A 15,786-nucleotide genomic window follows, 5' to 3' on the forward strand; every position below is an offset into this window, starting at 1 on the left:
ACGAACTGCCTGAACGCTTGCACTCGGAGTGTGAGTCCCGGACCCCAATCAACGTTCCGACGCCGATTTGTCCCGGACGGGGGCGCGAGAGAACTCGAAGCGCGCGCCGTCGCAGTCGCTGCCGGTCTCCTCGCTGGAGTCGCAGTCCACGGCCTCGACGTTCCAGCCGTGAGCGTTTGCGATGGAAGAGACGATAGCGAGACCGAAGCCGGTGCCCTCCTCGTCGGTCGTGAACCCGTGGTCGAATATCCTCTCGCGCTCGTGTTCGGGGATTCCCGGCCCGTCGTCGGCAACGTAGAAGCCGCGGCCGTCGTCCAGCACGCCGACCTCCACGACGAGTTCCGAATCGGCGCGGTCCACGACGACACCGTTCGCGGAGTCGCGTTCCGCGTCGTCGTCGGCACGACGACTGCTCGCAGACCCGTGTTCGACCGCGTTTCGGAACAGGTTCTCCAGCAGTTCCCGGAACCGGGCGGCGTCGGCGTCCACCACGGCGTCGTCGTTTATCGATAGCGACGCCTCGCCGGTATCGACGGTCTCCCACGCTTGCCGGGCGGCCGCCGAGAGTTCGACGGGTTGGGGGTCGTCCACGACCTGTCCCTGCCGGGCGAGCGTGAGCAGGTCCTCGACGAGACCGTCCATCCGGTCGAGTGACCGGGCGATGGGCGGAAGGTGTTCGCTCTCGACTTCTTCGGCGAGCAGGTCGAACCGGCCAAGGGCGACATTGAGCGGATTGCGGAGGTCGTGACTGACGACGCTGGCGAACTCCTCCAGTCGCGCGTTCTGGCGGGCCAGTTGGCGCTCGCGCTCCTTCTGCTCGCTGATGTCCACGTAGATGGCGAACGCCTCGTCGTCGCCGTCGCCCGCCGGTGCGGTGTGGAGCAGGAAGTCCCGTCCGCCGTCGCGGGTCCGGCGATGGACCTCCTCCCCTTCGATGCGCTGGCCGTGGCTCACTCGCTCGTTGAGGGCTTCGGCCTCCTCGCGCTGGTCGTCCGACAGGATGTAGTCGTCCACGGGGCTGTCAACGATTTCGTCCTCGGGCCAGCCGAACACGTCCTCGAACGCCGGATTCACCGACCGGCAAATCGCGTCGGTGCCGTCGATTTCGTAGCGCACGACCGCGTTGGGAACGTTCTCGAACAGCGCGGCGAAGCGGTCGCGCTCGGCCCGGAGTTCGGTCTCGGTCCGGATGCGGGCCAGCGCCTCCGAGATGTGGGCCGCGAGCAGTTCGGCGAGTTCGCGGTCGCCGTAGTTGAAGCCGTCCACGTCCTTCGAGACCGCTTGAAACACCGCGAGGTCGCCTATCGGAACCGTCAGCGCCGACCGGTACTCGCTCTCGGCGGGCACCATGTTCGTCGCGTGGAGGTCTTCGACCAGCGAGGTCTCGCCCTCGCGGAAGACCGTCGCCGCGAGATTGTCCTCGGTGTCTAACGGGGTGCGGTCGTAGTAGCCGTCCGTCGAGACCACCTTCGAGACGGCCCTCGTGACCAGTTCGTCGCTCTCCACGGCGTCCACTGTGCAGAGGTCGAACGCCAGAATCTCCTCGGCGGCCTCGATGGCGAGGTCGTAAATCTCTTGTTCGGACGTGCAGGCGACCGCTCGGGCGGCAACGTCGTGAAGGGCCTCTATCTTCTGTTTGGTCTCGCGGAGTTCCATCTGGACACCGCGACGCTCGGTGACGTTCCGGAAGTACACCGACAGGCCGTCCTCTGCGGGGTAGACCCGAACTTCCAGCCACGTTCCGGGCTGAAACGTCGATTCGGCTTCGAGCGTGACCGGTTCCTGCACGTCGAAGGCCTTCCGATAGGCCGCGTGAAACTGCTCGCCCAAGTCCTTCGAGAACGCCTCTCGGATGTCCTCGCCGAGGAGGTCGTCGGCGTCGCGGCCGAAGAAGTCGGCCGCGCGCTCGTTGACGTGGGTGAACCGCCACTCGTCGTCCAGCGCGAAGAAGGCATCCGTGATTCGCTCGAAGATGCGGCGAATCCGTTCGTCGGCCTCCTCGGCTTCTCGCTCTGCGCGGAACTGAGCGACGGCGTTCTCGACGCGGTTGGCCAGCACAGCGTACTGGTCGGAGCCGGTCGCCTTCTGGAGGTAGTCGGTGACGCCCGCCGAGATGGCCTCGGAGGCGATTTCCTCGCTCCCTCGTCCAGTGAACAGGATAAACGGAAGCGACGGAGCGGTCTCGCGGACCGCGTCCAGAAACTCGAGACCGTCCATCTCGGGCATCTCGTAGTCGCTGACCACGCAGTCGATACTCTGGCGGGTTACGTGGTCGAGGGCCGCATCCGGACTGGTTTCGACGACCGTCTCGATGCGGTCGCTCGCCCGCTCCAGATACGTGGCAGTCAGGTCCGCGATGGCCGGATCATCGTCCACCAACAAGACGCGGATGGCGTGCCCCATTGTATGTTGTTGTTTACCAAACGGCTGCATAAAAATCCATAGGAGATTTGCGTCGGTGAATACTTTGGAATATATTATTTACAAGTTGAAATGACAAAATTTCCTAAGTGTTGACCGACTCGATGCGGTCGCTGACGAGAAGTTGGCCCTGCGCGGTCAGCGACAGGCCCTTCTGGCCCTCGTCGATAAGGCCCTTCTCCCGAAGGTCGTTGAGCAGCATCGTGACTCGACTCGAATCGACGCCGAGCGTTCCGGCGAGGTCGCCGCTTCGCGCCCCCGAGTAGATGGCGACCAGCGCCTCCATCTCGTCCTCGGAGGTCGTCACCTCCTCGACCTCTTGGGCGAGTTCCGAGTATTCGAGGCGGAGATACCGCCCGAGAAGGTTGAGTTTCCGGTCGCTCTCGATGGCGAACTCCGAGGTGACTGACTGACCCTCGTCGGCGTGACGGACTGCGAGGACCGACCCGCGCTCGCGGGTCTCCTTCTGGAAGTGGGTGACGTTGGCGAGGTTGACCGTCACCGACTCGCTCCCGACGAACTCGACCTCGCCGGGTCGAATCTTGAGCTTCGAGGGCCGGAACGATGCGCCGGTCACGCGGCCGCCGACCCGCGAGGGATGTTTGACTTTCGCCTTCGAGCCGTTGAGTTGGGCCTTGAACAGCACGGTTTTGAACCGGGTCACCTCCTCGCTTCCGGCCTCGACGACCGCGGTCCGGCGACGGTCGTCTTTCCGATACGCGATGGTGATCGTGTCCTGAAAGAACGATTCGAGGTCGCCGGGGACCTGTCCGACGTTGATATCGAAGATAGACGAGAGCGGCACCGTCGTCTTCGAGTCGCCGGACGCCAGCACCAGACGCTTCCGACTGAGGACGATTCGACCTTTGACCGGCTCCGGCGAGTCGAACGTATCGAGGCTGAAACGTGCGACGAAGTCGGCGATTACCTTTTCGGACATAGTAGACGGGACCGAGGGCGCTCGCTGTCCGCGCGCCTCTTTGCAATGCAATTCTCAGTCGGGGTAAATATTTTTTCGGTCCTGTATCCGTCCTCGGGCGGTCCGAGGAACACAACACTCAGACGTTCAGGAACGACCCGACGACGATGCGGGTGAATACCGCAATGACGCTCGAAGACCACGTCAAGAGGACGAAGTGCATGTAGGCGTTGACTTTGTGGCCGCCGTCGGCGATGCGAATCATCAGCGACGACAGCACGGCGTTGAGCAGGATGATGATGACCAGCAGGTACTCGATAGTCGGGATGTCGTAGACGTTGGTGTGGATGATGGTCGTGATGTCGAGTTGGTTACTGTTGAGACCGATTGACATCTGGGACAGCACCTCGACGATTTCAAGACCGATGAAGAACGCGAACGTCGAGGCCGCGGTAATCCCGTAGAGGACCCCAATGAGCGTCACCGTCGATTGGGCGCGGCGCTCGCGGAGTTGCAACACCTCGTTCATGTTGGCGGAGATGAGTTCGCCGAGTTTCTTCGGGTCGCCGCCCATCTGTCGCCCGATGAGGAACATCTCGCTGAACTTCTGGATGAGGTACGACCGCGATTCGGCGGTGAAATGTCGCCACGCCATCGACGGTTCGATGCGCATGTTCAGACGCTTATAGAGGTCATCGACGTTGTCCGTCAGCGCGCCGAAGTTCTTCCCGCGGAGGCTCTGGAGGACCTTGGTGGTGGTACTCTGCTTTGCGGTCTCGGTCGCGCCGAGCGCCCGGATGAAACTCGTGAACTCCTCGTCGCGCTCCTTGATGTCTTCCTCCTCGCGGCGCGCGACGATGCCGGGAATCAACAGCGGCGTCGTCGGAATCGCGGCGTAGATGGGGAGCGGAATGGAGTTGGGGTCGATTCCAGTCTGGCCCATCAACACCAGCAGGCAGGCGACGATGAGCGCAACCGTGAGGACGAACCCGACCGCGACCGAGATGCGGATGCGCCACTCCGTATCCGTGGTCTGTCCCTCGGGGTGGAACCACACCGGGTCGTAGGGCGCGGTGTTGCGAATCAGGACGATGAACCCGGTCTGGACGAACGCGAACAGCATCACGACTGCACCGACCGTCATCGTGGGGTTGCTCCCGGTCAGAATCGGCAACACTGTAGCGAACACCAGCGCGAACGTCACGGACAGCACCATCGAGAGATAAAGGTCCTTCATCACTTCGAGGTTCTGTAAGGACCCCTCGTAGATGGTGACGTAGTTCTGAATCACCACGTCCTGCTCGCTCAACAGGAAGTCCTGAATCTCCTGTCCGGCGTTGATGGTGTAGGCCAGTCGGTCCAGAAAGTCGGCGAACGGCTTGCTCGGGGACTTGTTCGCCCGAATACGCAGGGCGTCGTCGAGGCTCTGGTTCCACGTATCCACGAGTTGCGTGATGCGCCGCATCTCCTCGGCCAGCGCCCCGTACTCCTCCTCCTCGCCGAGCGTCCGGAACACCTCGACGCGGTCGATGTTCGCGGTCGAGAGGATGGTCATGTGGGTAATGAACAGGTGGAGACTGTCCTCTATCTCCTTGCGCTTCTGGTCGCGCAGAATCTTCGGGTAGACGACCGCGACCCCGACCGACAGTAGACCGAGCAGCGGAATCGGCGCGGCGATGAGCATCGGCAGGTCGGTGACGACGTAGACCACCACGGTGAACAGGAAGAACACGACCGCGGGAGCCACGACCAGCGTGAGATATCTGGAGACGGGCGTCTCCATGTGCTGGTAGGACTCGATGGTCGAGGACGCGAAGCCCGAAACGAGGTCTTTCACGTCCTTGGGAGCGTCCTCTGATTGTTCGTTGGTCGCCATGGTGGAGGCCGTCGGTGTTCGCGGGGTTTACGTTCCACCCTCAATTCTCTTTCCCTCGGAATATTCCTACTGATACTCGGCGACGGCGTCGCCGGAGTCGCCGAGTCCGGAGAAAATACGGGCGACGAGCGCGCTACCGGTCGCTAGTCGATAGAGCGGTGGATGTCGAAGGGCAACCCGTCCACGCCGTCGCGCTGGAACGACTCGATGGTCTCGTTGACCTCGTGATAGCCGAGAATGTTCTCCTCTATCATCCGCTCGAATATCTCCGCTCGGAAGTCGAGTTCGTTGTAGATGTCGCGGGTGTTTTCGTACCCGAGCAGGGTCGCAATCTGCTCTTCGAGGACGTAGGAGTTGTTCATGCCTTGGAAGACGATTTCGTCCTCGACGGGGTCCCAGTAGAACGACTGGCGGGTGACAACCCCGCCCATCTCCTTGGAGTAGCCCTCGATTTCCTGCACCGAGGTCACGCGACGAAGCACGTCGTCGCCCTGCTTGACCCGGTTCTGGAACAGCGCCACGTCGGCGTTGTCCATGAACGTCTCAGGGATGTTGATGGGGTCACCGGTGAAACGCTGAATCATCGAAACGATGTCGCTCGCGTGGAACGTCAGCATCACGGGGTGGCCGGTCTGGGCGGCTTGGAAGGCCATGCGACCCTCCTCGCCACGGACCTCACCCACGACGATGTAGTCGGGGCGCGAACGGAGCGCGGCCGCCACGAGGTCGAACATGTCCACGTCGGTGCTGTCCTCGCCGCCGCCCTCGCGGGTCAGGAGCTGTTGCCACGTATCGTGTGGCGGCAGGACCTCGGCGGTGTCCTCCGCGGTGTAAATCTTCGAGTCGCGGGGGATGAACGACATGATACAGTTCAGGGTCGTCGTCTTCCCGGACGCCGTCTCCCCGACCACGAACACGGTCTGTTCGTTCTCCAGACAGAGCCAGAGGTACGCCGCCAGTTTGGGCGACAGCGTACCCCACTTGGTAATCTGGGCGACCGACAGCGGCGTCCCCTCGCCCTGACGGATGGTGAGGCTCGGTCCCTTCAGACTCACGTCGTCGGAGTAGATGATGTTGATACGCGACCCGTCGGGTAGCGTCGAGTCCACGATGGGGTCGGAGTCGCTCACGGGGTCGCCGATTCGTTCGCCCATGTTGCGCAGCCAGTTGTCGAAGCGGTCGGGCGACCCGAAGTCCACGCTGGTCCCGAGCATGCCGAACGTGCCGTGGTCCACGTACGTCTCGTGGGGACCGATGACGTGAATGTCCTCGTTGGCAGGGTCGCGCATGATGGGTTCGAGCGGACCGAAGCCGACGATGTCCCGATTGAGCCGATAGCGGATGTTCTCGTAGGTCTGTTCGGACACTTCGTAGGTGCCGATGTTGGTGAAGTCCTTGACGTACTGCACGATGTCGTCGGTCGAGAACCCGCGAACGCCCTGCTTGAAGTCGTTGTACGAGATGTTCTTTATCCAGTCGAGAATCCGGCCAGCCGAGACGTTTTCGAGGTTAGCCCTCCCACCGCCGCCGCCGTTGTTGCCGTTGTTGACCAACACCGTGTCGTCGAGCAGTTCCTCGATGCGGTCGTCGTACTCCGCCTCGTCTTGGGGAGCGGGCTTCTTGACGCTCTTTTCGAGAATCTCGCCACGGACCTTGCCGAACAACTCCTGTTCGGTGCCGGATAGCTCCGGTTCGACCGCGTAATACTCGGTGTCCTGTCCCACGTCGCCGTAGACGTGGCAGTAGATGGGACCGCCGACCGGGTAAATGACGTTGGGCTTATCGACCTCCCACTCGTCGCCCGGTTCGTCGATGAGTCTCGGGAACTCGCCGGTGAACTGTTTGAACCGCTTGAGATAGTCCCGCAGGTGGGGTCGCCGCATGGCGACTTCCCGAAGGTCGTCCTGAATCTGTGCGGTCCCGTGCTCTGTCATAATGAGGTCGTTACGCGACGCTACGGCTCTCGATGACGATTCCGGCGTCGGCCCGCACCGAGAATCCGATGGTGTCGCCGACCTGCTCGCCCATCCCGGCGAAACGCTTCACGGAGATGTTTCGGCGCACGTCGTTCCCGACTTCGACCATCTGGAGTTCCATGAACACGTCAGCGATGGCTCGGAACGGCCCGATGGCTTCCTCGTCAACCGTCGAGGGGTCAACCGTCAGGACGATAACTTTCCCTTGCGAGACCAGATCGCGGAAGAACGAGATGATTTCGAGGGCGGCTTGGCGCTCCTCGTTCTGACGGATCAGCGCCTCGAACATGGGGTCGTTGCGGAGGATGGCGTCGAAGGTGTCGATGACGACCACGTCCGCGTTCCACATCGCCTCGGCGTTCATCAGGCGGTTGAGCAGTTCCTTGCGGTTGCCTTCTTCGTCCTCGTCTGGCTTGGTGAGGCGACGACCGCTACCGGTGTCCACGTCGGCGTGGAGGAACAACAGGCGCTCGTCCAGCAGGTGGTCCTCGATGCCGTACGACAGCGAGTGCATCTGGTCGATGAACCCGCCGATGGTGAGTTCGGTCGAAAGTAGCGTGACCGAGTGGTCGGTCTCGCAAAGCCCGTAACTGAACCGCTGGCTTATCGCGGACTTGCCCGCGCCGTAGTCGCCCTCGATGAGGACGATGGACCCTCTGGGGACGCCGCCGCCGAGTTCGTGATTCAATCGGTCGTGGTCTTCGAGGCCGAGGGAGTAGAGATTGTCTTGACTCATGTTCGGAACTGAAGCACCTCCTCGTCGCCGTTGACGATAATCTTCACGCGATGGTCGGTACCGGTGTCGAGCGACTGATCGATTTCGAGTCTGGCGACGTTGCCGACGCGCCACGCCGACCCGTCGAGAACGGTGACACCGACGTTCGTCTGATACCTCCCGTCTACGAGCACTTCAATTTGGTCACTCTCCGCAGGGAGCGGACGTGACCCAGTATTCTTTACCAACACCGTTACGTTCTCGTTCCCAGATGCGTTGTACACCGCGCCGCTTCCGGGGTCGCTGATGATGGTGATATCGGTACGGATGTCGCCGCTCACGTCAACGCTCCTGTCGCCGAGCGCCGAGGAGAGTCGTTGAACGCCCTGCGTGAACGTTCCCGCCACGCTCGCGGCGATGATGAGACTGGCGATGAACAGGATGAGATGGGAACTGGAGACGCTCGCCACTCAGACCACCTCCGAGTCGGCGATACCTGGCCCGGCAACGACTTTCACACGGTCGGGGGCGGCGTCAACGGAGACGTTGAACCGCAACGTCTCTCCGGGAAGCCAGAGGTCCGTCTCGGCCGCGCCCGCTACTTCCAATGTCTCCATGTTCGGACTCGTGTGATTGGTGTAATTTCCACCTATAAGTATGTCCGTGTCATTTATCGATAATGTCGTGGAGCCGGTGTTGTTGACTGTCACGTTTACGTAGCGCTGCCCGCCCACGTCGGTCGTCGAAGCGTTACCGATGTCTATCGCGGTGTTTTGACGCGTGAGTTCGTCGTCCGCGTTCGCCTCGTAAGCCTTGTTAACCCGTTCGAGACCGTTGCTCCCCGCTGAGAAGGCGATGCCGAAGCTGATGAAGATACCGAGGAACAGGACGACGGTCCCGCCGCTAACGCTGAATCCCATCGCGCCCACCTCGAATCTGCGCACAGTGTTCGACAATCTTCCGCTGGGCAGCGTCGCCGGTCAGCTGACTCAGGAAGGTGAGACTCTGGATATGGTCGTCAACTTCGAGCGTCGCGGGACCGGTCTCCTCGGTATCGACCGACTCCACGTCGGCGAATCCGCTCACGAACGCCAGCAGCTCCTCCTCGACCGACTCGCTTATCCACCCGATGTCGTTGTAATACTCGATGGTTCGGACGGCGTCCTCGGGACCGAACTCGGTGACGAGGAACTCCAACCACTCCATCACCACGAGGTCCGAGACGTAGCCGTTGGGGAGCTGTGCGAGGTACGGCTTGCCGCCCCGACCCCTCGCGGGCGTGGCCGTCTCGGTCGTCGCGGGTTCGGTATCGGACGGTTCCTCGAACTCGAAATCACCGTCTTCGGGTTCGTCGGGAGTCGGATCGGTCTCGATAGCCGGTTCGGGGTCCGGCTCTGGCTCCGGTTCCGGCTCGCCCTCGGCTCCTTCCTCCTCCGCCCAGTCGGCGTCGCCCGACTCGTACTCCTCTTTGAGTTCCTCGAACGTCGAGCCACCGGCCTGTCCGCCTCCGTCATCGGTGTCGGTCTCAGTTTCGGTGTCGTCCATGGATGGTCCCTCGTCGTCGAGCGCCTCGTCGGGTGACTCGAAGCCGAGGTCGTCTGCCGCGTCGTCCTCGAAATCGTCGGCGAACTCGTCGTCTGCCGCGTCGTCCTCGAAGTCGTCGGCGAACTCGTCGCCGTCTTCCATCTCGTCGTCCGCATCCTCGAACTCCTCGCCGCCCTCCTCCTCCTCAAAGTCATCCTCGAAGTCGTCGTCGAAGAAACTCTCGGCCTCGGCGTCGGCGACATCCTCGCTGAGGTCTTCGTCGTCTTCCTCCTCCTCTTCCTCGTCGAAGAGACCGAAGCCACCGCCGCCACCGCCCATGCCGCCACCACCGCCACCGCCCATACCGCCCTGCTGTACGTCGTCCACGAAGGGGTTGACGCCGCGAGTCACCATCTCGTAGATTTCGAGGAGTTTGCGGACGTTCTCCTCGGTCTCATCGACTTTCGAGGATATCTGTTCGTTCTCGCTCCGAACCGTGCCGACCGTCGAGGAGATTTCGGCGACCTCGTTTTCCAGTTCGTCGATCCGGTTTTCGAGTTCTTGGGTCGGTCCGCTCCCGCCGCCACCGCCCATGGCGAACTCGTCGTCACCGCCGCCACCGCCGTCGGCCCAGTCGTCCATCTCCCCGTCCATCCCCATTCCGTCGTCCATTCCCATCCCGTCGTCCATGCCGCCGAAGTCGTCGTCCATCTCCCCGCCCATCTCGCCACCCATATCGTCGCCCATACCGTCGCCGAAGAGGTCGTCATCGCCACCGTCGCCGTTGCCGTCAGCGTCGGCGCTCTCGCCCTCCTCTTCGTCCATGAAATCCATGATTCCCATGCCGACCAAGCCCGTCCCGAGGAGGTAGACGAACTGGTCGCTGAGACCGATAAGTTTCATTATCGACAACAGCGAACTTCCAGCACATTAATCTTCCCCCTGAGTTATCAGCGTTGATACTCGCCGTCTGACACTCAAAAAATCGGGACAGATGGCCGCTATGTGTCGTTTTCTCCGGACTTCTACTGGACGGATGTACTGTCCGTTTTCTTGTATATCCGGAGTCGTCGGGCCACCGGTTCGAAGGCTGGTTTGAGCGTGTCGGGAAGCGTCTCGGTCTTCCCGATGACGAGGTAGCCGCCCACCGACAGCGACTTCGAGACCGTCTCCAGAATCGGGAGTTTGTGTTCGGCGTCGATGTAGATAAACAGGTTGCGACAGACCACGAGGTCGAAGTCCGACTTCGGGTCGCCGTTGATGAGGTCGTGGCGCTCGAACGAGACGAGGTCCTTGACCGCGTCGGTCACGGCGAACTGATCCTCGTCGCGCTTGACGTACCGCTCGTACTCGTCGAGAGGGGCGAGTTGCTCGCCGATATCGGTCGTTCGGGTGTTCTCGTAGACGCCCTGTCGGGCCGCCGCCAGAATCTCGCGGTCGATGTCGGTCGCGGTTATCTCGACGTTCGCGTCCGCGACTTCGGGGTCGTCCAGCGCGAGCATCGACATCGAGTAGGGTTCTCGGCCGTCCGAGCAGGCCGCGCTCCAGAGCCGAATCCGGTCGTGCTCGGCCGAGAGCGCCCGGAGGACGGTCCGAACTTCCTCCCAGACTTCTGGGTTGCGGAAGAAGCTGGTGACGTTGACCGAGAAGGCGTCGAGGAGGGCTTCCTGTTCGCTCTCGTCGTCTCTCAGCAGGTCGAGATACTGGGCGTACCCCTCGGTGTCGCTCCGGCGCATCCGCGAGGAGACCCGCCGGTCGAGATACGAATCGTCGTAGTAGCTAGTGGCGAAGCCGAGTTCGGCTTCGACGTACTCCAACAGTCGGTCGAACGCTTCGTCGTCAGGTTTCATAGATTCTTAACTCCCTGATGGGTACTCGACACTTTCAACGTCCACGTCTCGGGGGTCAACTCCACCGAGCGCCCGTAGTCGCCGCCGACATCCTCGGCCACGACCGAGATGTCGCGGTCGGCGAGCGTGGCGTGAATTCGCTCGACGTTCCGTTCGCCGACGGCTTCGCTGATGCCAGAGAAATCGAACATCTGACTCCCGCCCGCGAGTTTGGCCTCGACGCGTTCGAGGTCGGCCCCTTCGTCTTCGAGTTCTGTCAACAGGACTTTGATGCCCTGTTCGACCGACTTGGCGGGCTTTCCCCGGTCGTCGTCGGGTGCGTCCGGGAGCATGACGTGAGCCAACCCGGCGACGGCAGCGGTCGGGTCCGCAAGCGCGATGCCGACACAGGAGCCGAGTCCGCTGGTCGTGAGTCGGGTGTCGCCGCTGGCGACCGCGAACTCTGCGACGCCGACCCGCGTTCGTTCGGGCGATTCGTCGGTAAACGGTGTTCGTTCCGCGGTCATCATAGCGACCCTGCCTTCGTCGTCCGTTCGGCCGTCGCGTCCGGGTCGAGGTCGTCCAGCACGGTTCTGAGGTCCGTCTCGTCCGGAAGCGCGTATATTTCGCAGTCGAACTCAGTGTCGTCGGCCCGAAGCGTCGCGTCGAAGAGGAACGCGAACGCCTGTTTGCGACCGAGGCGCGCGACGACCGACTCGGCGACTGCGGGACCCACGTCGTGGACGAACTGGGGCGGCGAGATGTCGATACTCGCGTCGAGGACGTTCGCCCATCCGTCGATGAAACTGCTGGTCATCACGTTGCCGATTTCCTCCATCGCGGACTTGGCCTGCCCCTCGAACGCCGTCACCTCGTCGGTACCGGGAACGAGCGATGCGACCACCTCGCGGGCTGACGGTTCGTCGAACAGCACGAGGACGTACCCGCCGAGCGGGTTGTTGGTTTCGAGGACGACGCCGACGTAGGGTCGGTAGTCCAACTCCGCGGGAACGTCTTCGACGGGGACGAAACTCAGCGACGTGATATCGACGCCTGTGGCGATGCCGGTCATCGCCGAGACGCTCTCGGAAGCGGTCGCCGCGCCGGACTTGGCCATCTCGCGGAGCGCCGTCAGCTTCTCGACGGAGATGGGGTCGTCGCCCCCCGATAGCATCTCTTCCATCGAGGAGCGGTCGGGGAACATGTGAAACTCCACGTCCAACTCCTCGCCGACCGCGCTGACCTGACTCCGGAAGACGAACGCACGGTCGCGCTCGAATCCGGCCGTGTCGAGCAGTTCCTCGCCGGTCCCTTCGACGTACTCGGGCGGTGCGATGTCGATGGTCGCGTCGAGTTGGTCGGCCCACCCCTCCACGAACCCGCTGGTCACGATGTTGCCGACCTCCGCGATAGCGCTCTCCTCGACGCCGTCGCCCGGCAGGAGCGTGTCCAACAGGACTTCGACGGCCTCCGGCGAAAACGAGAGGAGACTCGTTCCGTCGATGCCGCCCTCGAAGTCGATGGCGACGCCGACCCGCCGGTCGTGTCGCGCGAGGTCTGCCGCCGACGCCAACGTCACCTCGGTCACGTCTACCGCGGTCTCGATGCCGGTCATCCCGGTGAGATTCTCCGCCGCCCGCTCGGCACCCGCTTGGGCGGTGCGGTTGAACGTTCCCAGTGATTCGATGTCGACGTTCATAGTTCTGACCTCGGGGCAGTCCTCATATATCTATCTGCTGCATCAGCGAGACGAGCTCTTCCAGTTCGGGGAACGTGTACACCTTGACCTCCACGTTGGCCTCCCTCGCGTGGACCCGAGAGTCGAAGACGAGCGCCATCTCGTCGGGACTCGGCGCGATGAGGTTCTCGACCATCTTCGAACCCGGCCCGTAGGTGAACTTCGGCGTCGAGATGTCGATGGTCGTGTCCAACACGTTGGCCCACCCGTCGATGAAGCCGCTGGTCATGATGTTGCCGATCTCCTGCACCGCGGACCGCTCCATGTCCGAAAAGCCCTTCGAGGAGGGGTCGGCGCTGCCGGGGAGCATCCCCGTAGCGAGTTTCTTCGCGCTGCTCGCGCTGAACAGGAACAGGATGTAGCCGTAGGGCGGTTCCACGAGTTCGATGTGGGTGCCGACCTGCTTCTCGTGGCCGACGTGGGTCTTGATGTCCTCGATGTCGAGGAAGTTGATCTTCGTGATCTCCATCTCGGTCTCCATGCCCGTCATCTGGTTGAGATGGTTGGCGACCGTGTTCGCGCCCTCCTTGGCCATCTGGTTGAACAGGTTCAGTTTTCGTATATCGATGTGCAAGTTTCTATCGTCACCTCGGCTCATATCTCGTCACCTCTCAAAGTGTCTCCACGTCTAGAATCGTCACTACGTCGCCCTCGCCGAGGACCGCGGCACCCGACAGTCCGGGGATGCCGCTGAGGATGCCCTCGAACGGTTTGACGACGACCTCTTCTTGTCGGCTCACGGCGTCGCAGTGGATGGCGACCTTCCGCTCGGACTCCTTGACCCGAACGAGCATGCCGTCGCCGTTCTTGGTCTCGCCAGGCACGCCGAGCGCGTCACCGAGTCGCACGAGGGGGTAGACCGTGTCGTCGTGCGTGACGACTTCCTCGCCCTCGACGGTCTGTACGTCCTCCATCCGGCGAATCTCATCGACGTTCTTGATGGGGACGCCGTACTCCTCGTCGCCCGACTGGACGAAGAGGACCTTCACGATGGCGACCGTGACGGGCAGCGAGAGGCTGATAGTCGTGCCCTCGCCGGACGTGCTGTCCACGCGAATCTCACCGTCGAGTCGGGAGACGGTGTCTTGGACCACGTCCATCCCGACTCCGCGACCGCTCACGTCGGTCACCTCGTCGTTGGTCGAGAACCCGGCGTGGAAGACCAACTTCTGGGCCTCCTCCTCGCTGAGTGCATCGACCTCCTCGCGGGACATGACGCCCTTCTCGACGGCCTTCGTCCGGATGCCGTCGGCGTCGATGCCCTGTCCGTCGTCCTCGACCTCGATGGTCACTCGGTCGCGCTCGCGGAACCCGCGGAGTCGAATCGTCCCCTCGCGGGACTTGCCCGCGGCCTCGCGCTCCTCGGGAGGTTCGATGCCGTGGTCCACCGCGTTCCGAAGCAGATGCATCAGCGGGTCGCTGATTTCGTCGAGGATGGTGCGGTCCAACTCGATGTCGGTCCCCTCCATCCGGAAGTCAACCTCCTTCTCCTGCTCGCGCGCGAGGTCCCGGACGAGTCGCGGGAACTTGTTGACCACCTTCTTGAGCGGGACTAGCCGCATGTCCATCACGGTGTCCTGCAAGCTGGAGGTTATCTTGTCCAACTCGTCTAAGTGGTCCTCGGCGCTGTCGAGTTGGGCCTGCTCGACCGACCGCCGAAGCTTGATTCGGCTGGTCACGAGCTGTTCGACCTGCCCGTGGAGGTCGTCCAGTTGGTCCACGTCCACGCGGACCGACTGAATCTCCTCTATTTCCTCGGCGTCGGAACTGTCCGACCCCGAGGAGGACGATGACGAAGACGACGAGGACGAACCGCTGTCGTCGCTCTCCTCGGAGCCACCGTCGTCGGCGTCCGCCTCGGCTGTCTCGGCCACGTCGGCGGAGTCGTCGCTCGCGTCGTTGGCGTCCGAACCGGACGCCGACGACCCTGAGTCGGCTTCGACCGTCTCGTCGGGCGAACCGCCGGATTCGCTCGCGTCGGAAGCGGCGTCCGTTTCGTCGGGCGCGTCGCTCCCGCTGGCCGCGCCCGCCGCGTCGATTTCCTCGGCGTCGAGCGCGGTCACGGTCCCGCCGGTTATCTTGCCGACCGAGGCGACGGCCGACTCCACCTCGCCCGCGTCGTCGGCCGAGACGAAGGCGTCGAAGCCGTCCTCGTACTCGCCGTCGTTGACCGCGTCCACGTCGGGGACGGTCCCGAGCAGGTCGATACCCTCGTTCAGTCCTTCGAGCGCGAACATGCCATCGACGCCCTTCATCTGGGGGTCGCCCATGTCCACGTCGATGTGGAAGAGTTCGCCGTCGGCGTTCGAGAGCGCCGCGGGGTCGTCGAGTTCCTCGACCGGAATTTCGGCGAGCGACGCGTCGGCGTCGCTCTCGCCGTCGGTTTCCTCGCTCTCGGCGTCACCCTCCTCGTCGCCCTCGATGACGCTCCGGATGTCGGCGATGATGTCGTCGGGGTCGATGTTCGATTCGCCGTCCTCCTCGATTTGGCCGAGCGCGTGGTCTATCTCATCGACGCCCGCGAACACGAGGTCCATGACCTCGGGCGTGACCTCCATCCGGCCCTGCCGAATCTCGTCGAGCAAGTCCTCGATGGCGTGCGCGAGGTCGCTCTCGTCCTGAAAGCCCATCGCGCCGAAGTTACCCTTCAGCGTGTGGGCCGTCCGGAAGATGGAGTCCATCGCGGCCTCGTTGCTCGGGTCGTCTTCCAGTTCGAGCAGGGAGTTGTTCAACTCCGTGACGTTCTCTTCGCTCTCACGTATGAAATCCTGAATGTAGTCTTCCATAT

General features: G+C 62.8%; 13 protein-coding genes. All 13 read right to left on the bottom strand.

Annotated features, from left to right (window positions below; genetic code table 11):
• Nucleotides 1-48 precede the first annotated feature (48 nt).
• Nucleotides 49-2,403 carry a PAS domain S-box protein gene (locus tag EP007_RS01075; RefSeq protein ID WP_166035400.1) on the bottom strand — a complete coding sequence of 785 codons (2,355 nt, stop codon included), beginning with the start codon at nt 2,401-2,403 and terminating at the stop codon, nt 49-51.
• Between the two features lie 103 nt (nt 2,404-2,506).
• Nucleotides 2,507-3,361, bottom strand: a complete 855-nt coding sequence (locus EP007_RS01080) for a CheF family chemotaxis protein (protein WP_128475887.1) — start codon at nt 3,359-3,361, stop codon at nt 2,507-2,509.
• Between the two features lie 118 nt (nt 3,362-3,479).
• Entirely contained in the window at nt 3,480-5,216 is a 1,737-nt protein-coding gene (gene flaJ / locus EP007_RS01085) for an archaellar assembly protein FlaJ (RefSeq protein WP_128475888.1), read from the bottom strand.
• Between the two features lie 143 nt (nt 5,217-5,359).
• Complete coding sequence (locus EP007_RS01090; protein WP_128475889.1) at nt 5,360-7,150, bottom strand: type II/IV secretion system ATPase subunit; 1,791 nt, start codon at nt 7,148-7,150, stop codon at nt 5,360-5,362.
• A gap of 10 nt (nt 7,151-7,160) precedes the next feature.
• Complete coding sequence (locus EP007_RS01095) at nt 7,161-7,928, bottom strand: ATPase domain-containing protein (RefSeq protein ID WP_128475890.1); 768 nt, start codon at nt 7,926-7,928, stop codon at nt 7,161-7,163.
• A complete protein-coding gene (locus EP007_RS01100; protein ID WP_128475891.1) occupies nt 7,925-8,377 on the bottom strand; it encodes a flagellar protein G in 453 nt (150 codons plus the stop codon). The genes EP007_RS01095 and EP007_RS01100 overlap by 4 nt, the downstream gene beginning before the upstream one ends.
• Nucleotides 8,378-8,827: a fla cluster protein FlaF gene (locus EP007_RS01105; protein WP_128475892.1), complete on the bottom strand. Its 450-nt coding sequence runs from the start codon at nt 8,825-8,827 to the stop codon at nt 8,378-8,380. It lies immediately after the preceding gene.
• The gene (locus EP007_RS01110; protein ID WP_128475893.1) at nt 8,811-10,334 is read right to left on the bottom strand and encodes a FlaD/FlaE family flagellar protein; all 1,524 of its coding nucleotides are present in this window, start codon (nt 10,332-10,334) and stop codon (nt 8,811-8,813) included. The genes EP007_RS01105 and EP007_RS01110 overlap by 17 nt, the downstream gene beginning before the upstream one ends.
• A 122-nt stretch (nt 10,335-10,456) precedes the next feature.
• Nucleotides 10,457-11,281 (bottom strand): CheR family methyltransferase, encoded by an 825-nt coding sequence (locus EP007_RS01115; protein WP_128475894.1) that lies wholly within the window; start codon nt 11,279-11,281, stop codon nt 10,457-10,459.
• Nucleotides 11,278-11,787, bottom strand: coding sequence for a chemotaxis protein CheD (locus EP007_RS01120; RefSeq protein ID WP_128478468.1), 510 nt, complete (start codon nt 11,785-11,787; stop codon nt 11,278-11,280). Before EP007_RS01120 ends, EP007_RS01115 begins: the two co-directional genes overlap by 4 nt.
• Nucleotides 11,787-12,959, bottom strand: coding sequence for a chemotaxis protein CheC (locus EP007_RS01125; RefSeq protein WP_128475895.1), 1,173 nt, complete (start codon nt 12,957-12,959; stop codon nt 11,787-11,789). Before EP007_RS01125 ends, EP007_RS01120 begins: the two co-directional genes overlap by 1 nt.
• A gap of 22 nt (nt 12,960-12,981) precedes the next feature.
• Nucleotides 12,982-13,596, bottom strand: coding sequence for a chemotaxis protein CheC (locus tag EP007_RS01130; RefSeq protein ID WP_128475896.1), 615 nt, complete (start codon nt 13,594-13,596; stop codon nt 12,982-12,984).
• Nucleotides 13,597-13,609: 13 nt separating this feature from the next.
• Nucleotides 13,610-15,784 carry a chemotaxis protein CheA gene (locus tag EP007_RS01135; RefSeq protein WP_128475897.1) on the bottom strand — a complete coding sequence of 725 codons (2,175 nt, stop codon included), beginning with the start codon at nt 15,782-15,784 and terminating at the stop codon, nt 13,610-13,612.
• Nucleotides 15,785-15,786: the final 2 nt, after the last annotated feature.

The sequence above is a fragment of the Halorussus pelagicus genome (assembly GCF_004087835.1).
Lineage (GTDB): Archaea > Halobacteriota > Halobacteria > Halobacteriales > Haladaptataceae > Halorussus > Halorussus pelagicus.

Bases quoted from the DNA above. Each gene is read 5' to 3' on its own strand.
- EP007_RS01075 (WP_166035400.1), bottom strand. From the start codon at position 2,403: ATGGGGCACGCCATCCGCGTCTTGTTGGTGGACGATGATCCGGCCATC.
- EP007_RS01080 (WP_128475887.1), bottom strand. From the start codon at position 3,361: ATGTCCGAAAAGGTAATCGCCGACTTCGTCGCACGTTTCAGCCTCGAT.
- flaJ (WP_128475888.1), bottom strand. From the start codon at position 5,216: ATGGCGACCAACGAACAATCAGAGGACGCTCCCAAGGACGTGAAAGAC.
- EP007_RS01090 (WP_128475889.1), bottom strand. From the start codon at position 7,150: ATGACAGAGCACGGGACCGCACAGATTCAGGACGACCTTCGGGAAGTC.
- EP007_RS01095 (WP_128475890.1), bottom strand. From the start codon at position 7,928: ATGAGTCAAGACAATCTCTACTCCCTCGGCCTCGAAGACCACGACCGA.
- EP007_RS01105 (WP_128475892.1), bottom strand. From the start codon at position 8,827: ATGGGATTCAGCGTTAGCGGCGGGACCGTCGTCCTGTTCCTCGGTATC.
- EP007_RS01110 (WP_128475893.1), bottom strand. From the start codon at position 10,334: ATGAAACTTATCGGTCTCAGCGACCAGTTCGTCTACCTCCTCGGGACG.
- EP007_RS01115 (WP_128475894.1), bottom strand. From the start codon at position 11,281: ATGAAACCTGACGACGAAGCGTTCGACCGACTGTTGGAGTACGTCGAA.
- EP007_RS01120 (WP_128478468.1), bottom strand. From the start codon at position 11,787: ATGACCGCGGAACGAACACCGTTTACCGACGAATCGCCCGAACGAACG.
- EP007_RS01125 (WP_128475895.1), bottom strand. From the start codon at position 12,959: ATGAACGTCGACATCGAATCACTGGGAACGTTCAACCGCACCGCCCAA.
- EP007_RS01130 (WP_128475896.1), bottom strand. From the start codon at position 13,596: ATGAGCCGAGGTGACGATAGAAACTTGCACATCGATATACGAAAACTG.
- EP007_RS01135 (WP_128475897.1), bottom strand. From the start codon at position 15,784: ATGGAAGACTACATTCAGGATTTCATACGTGAGAGCGAAGAGAACGTC.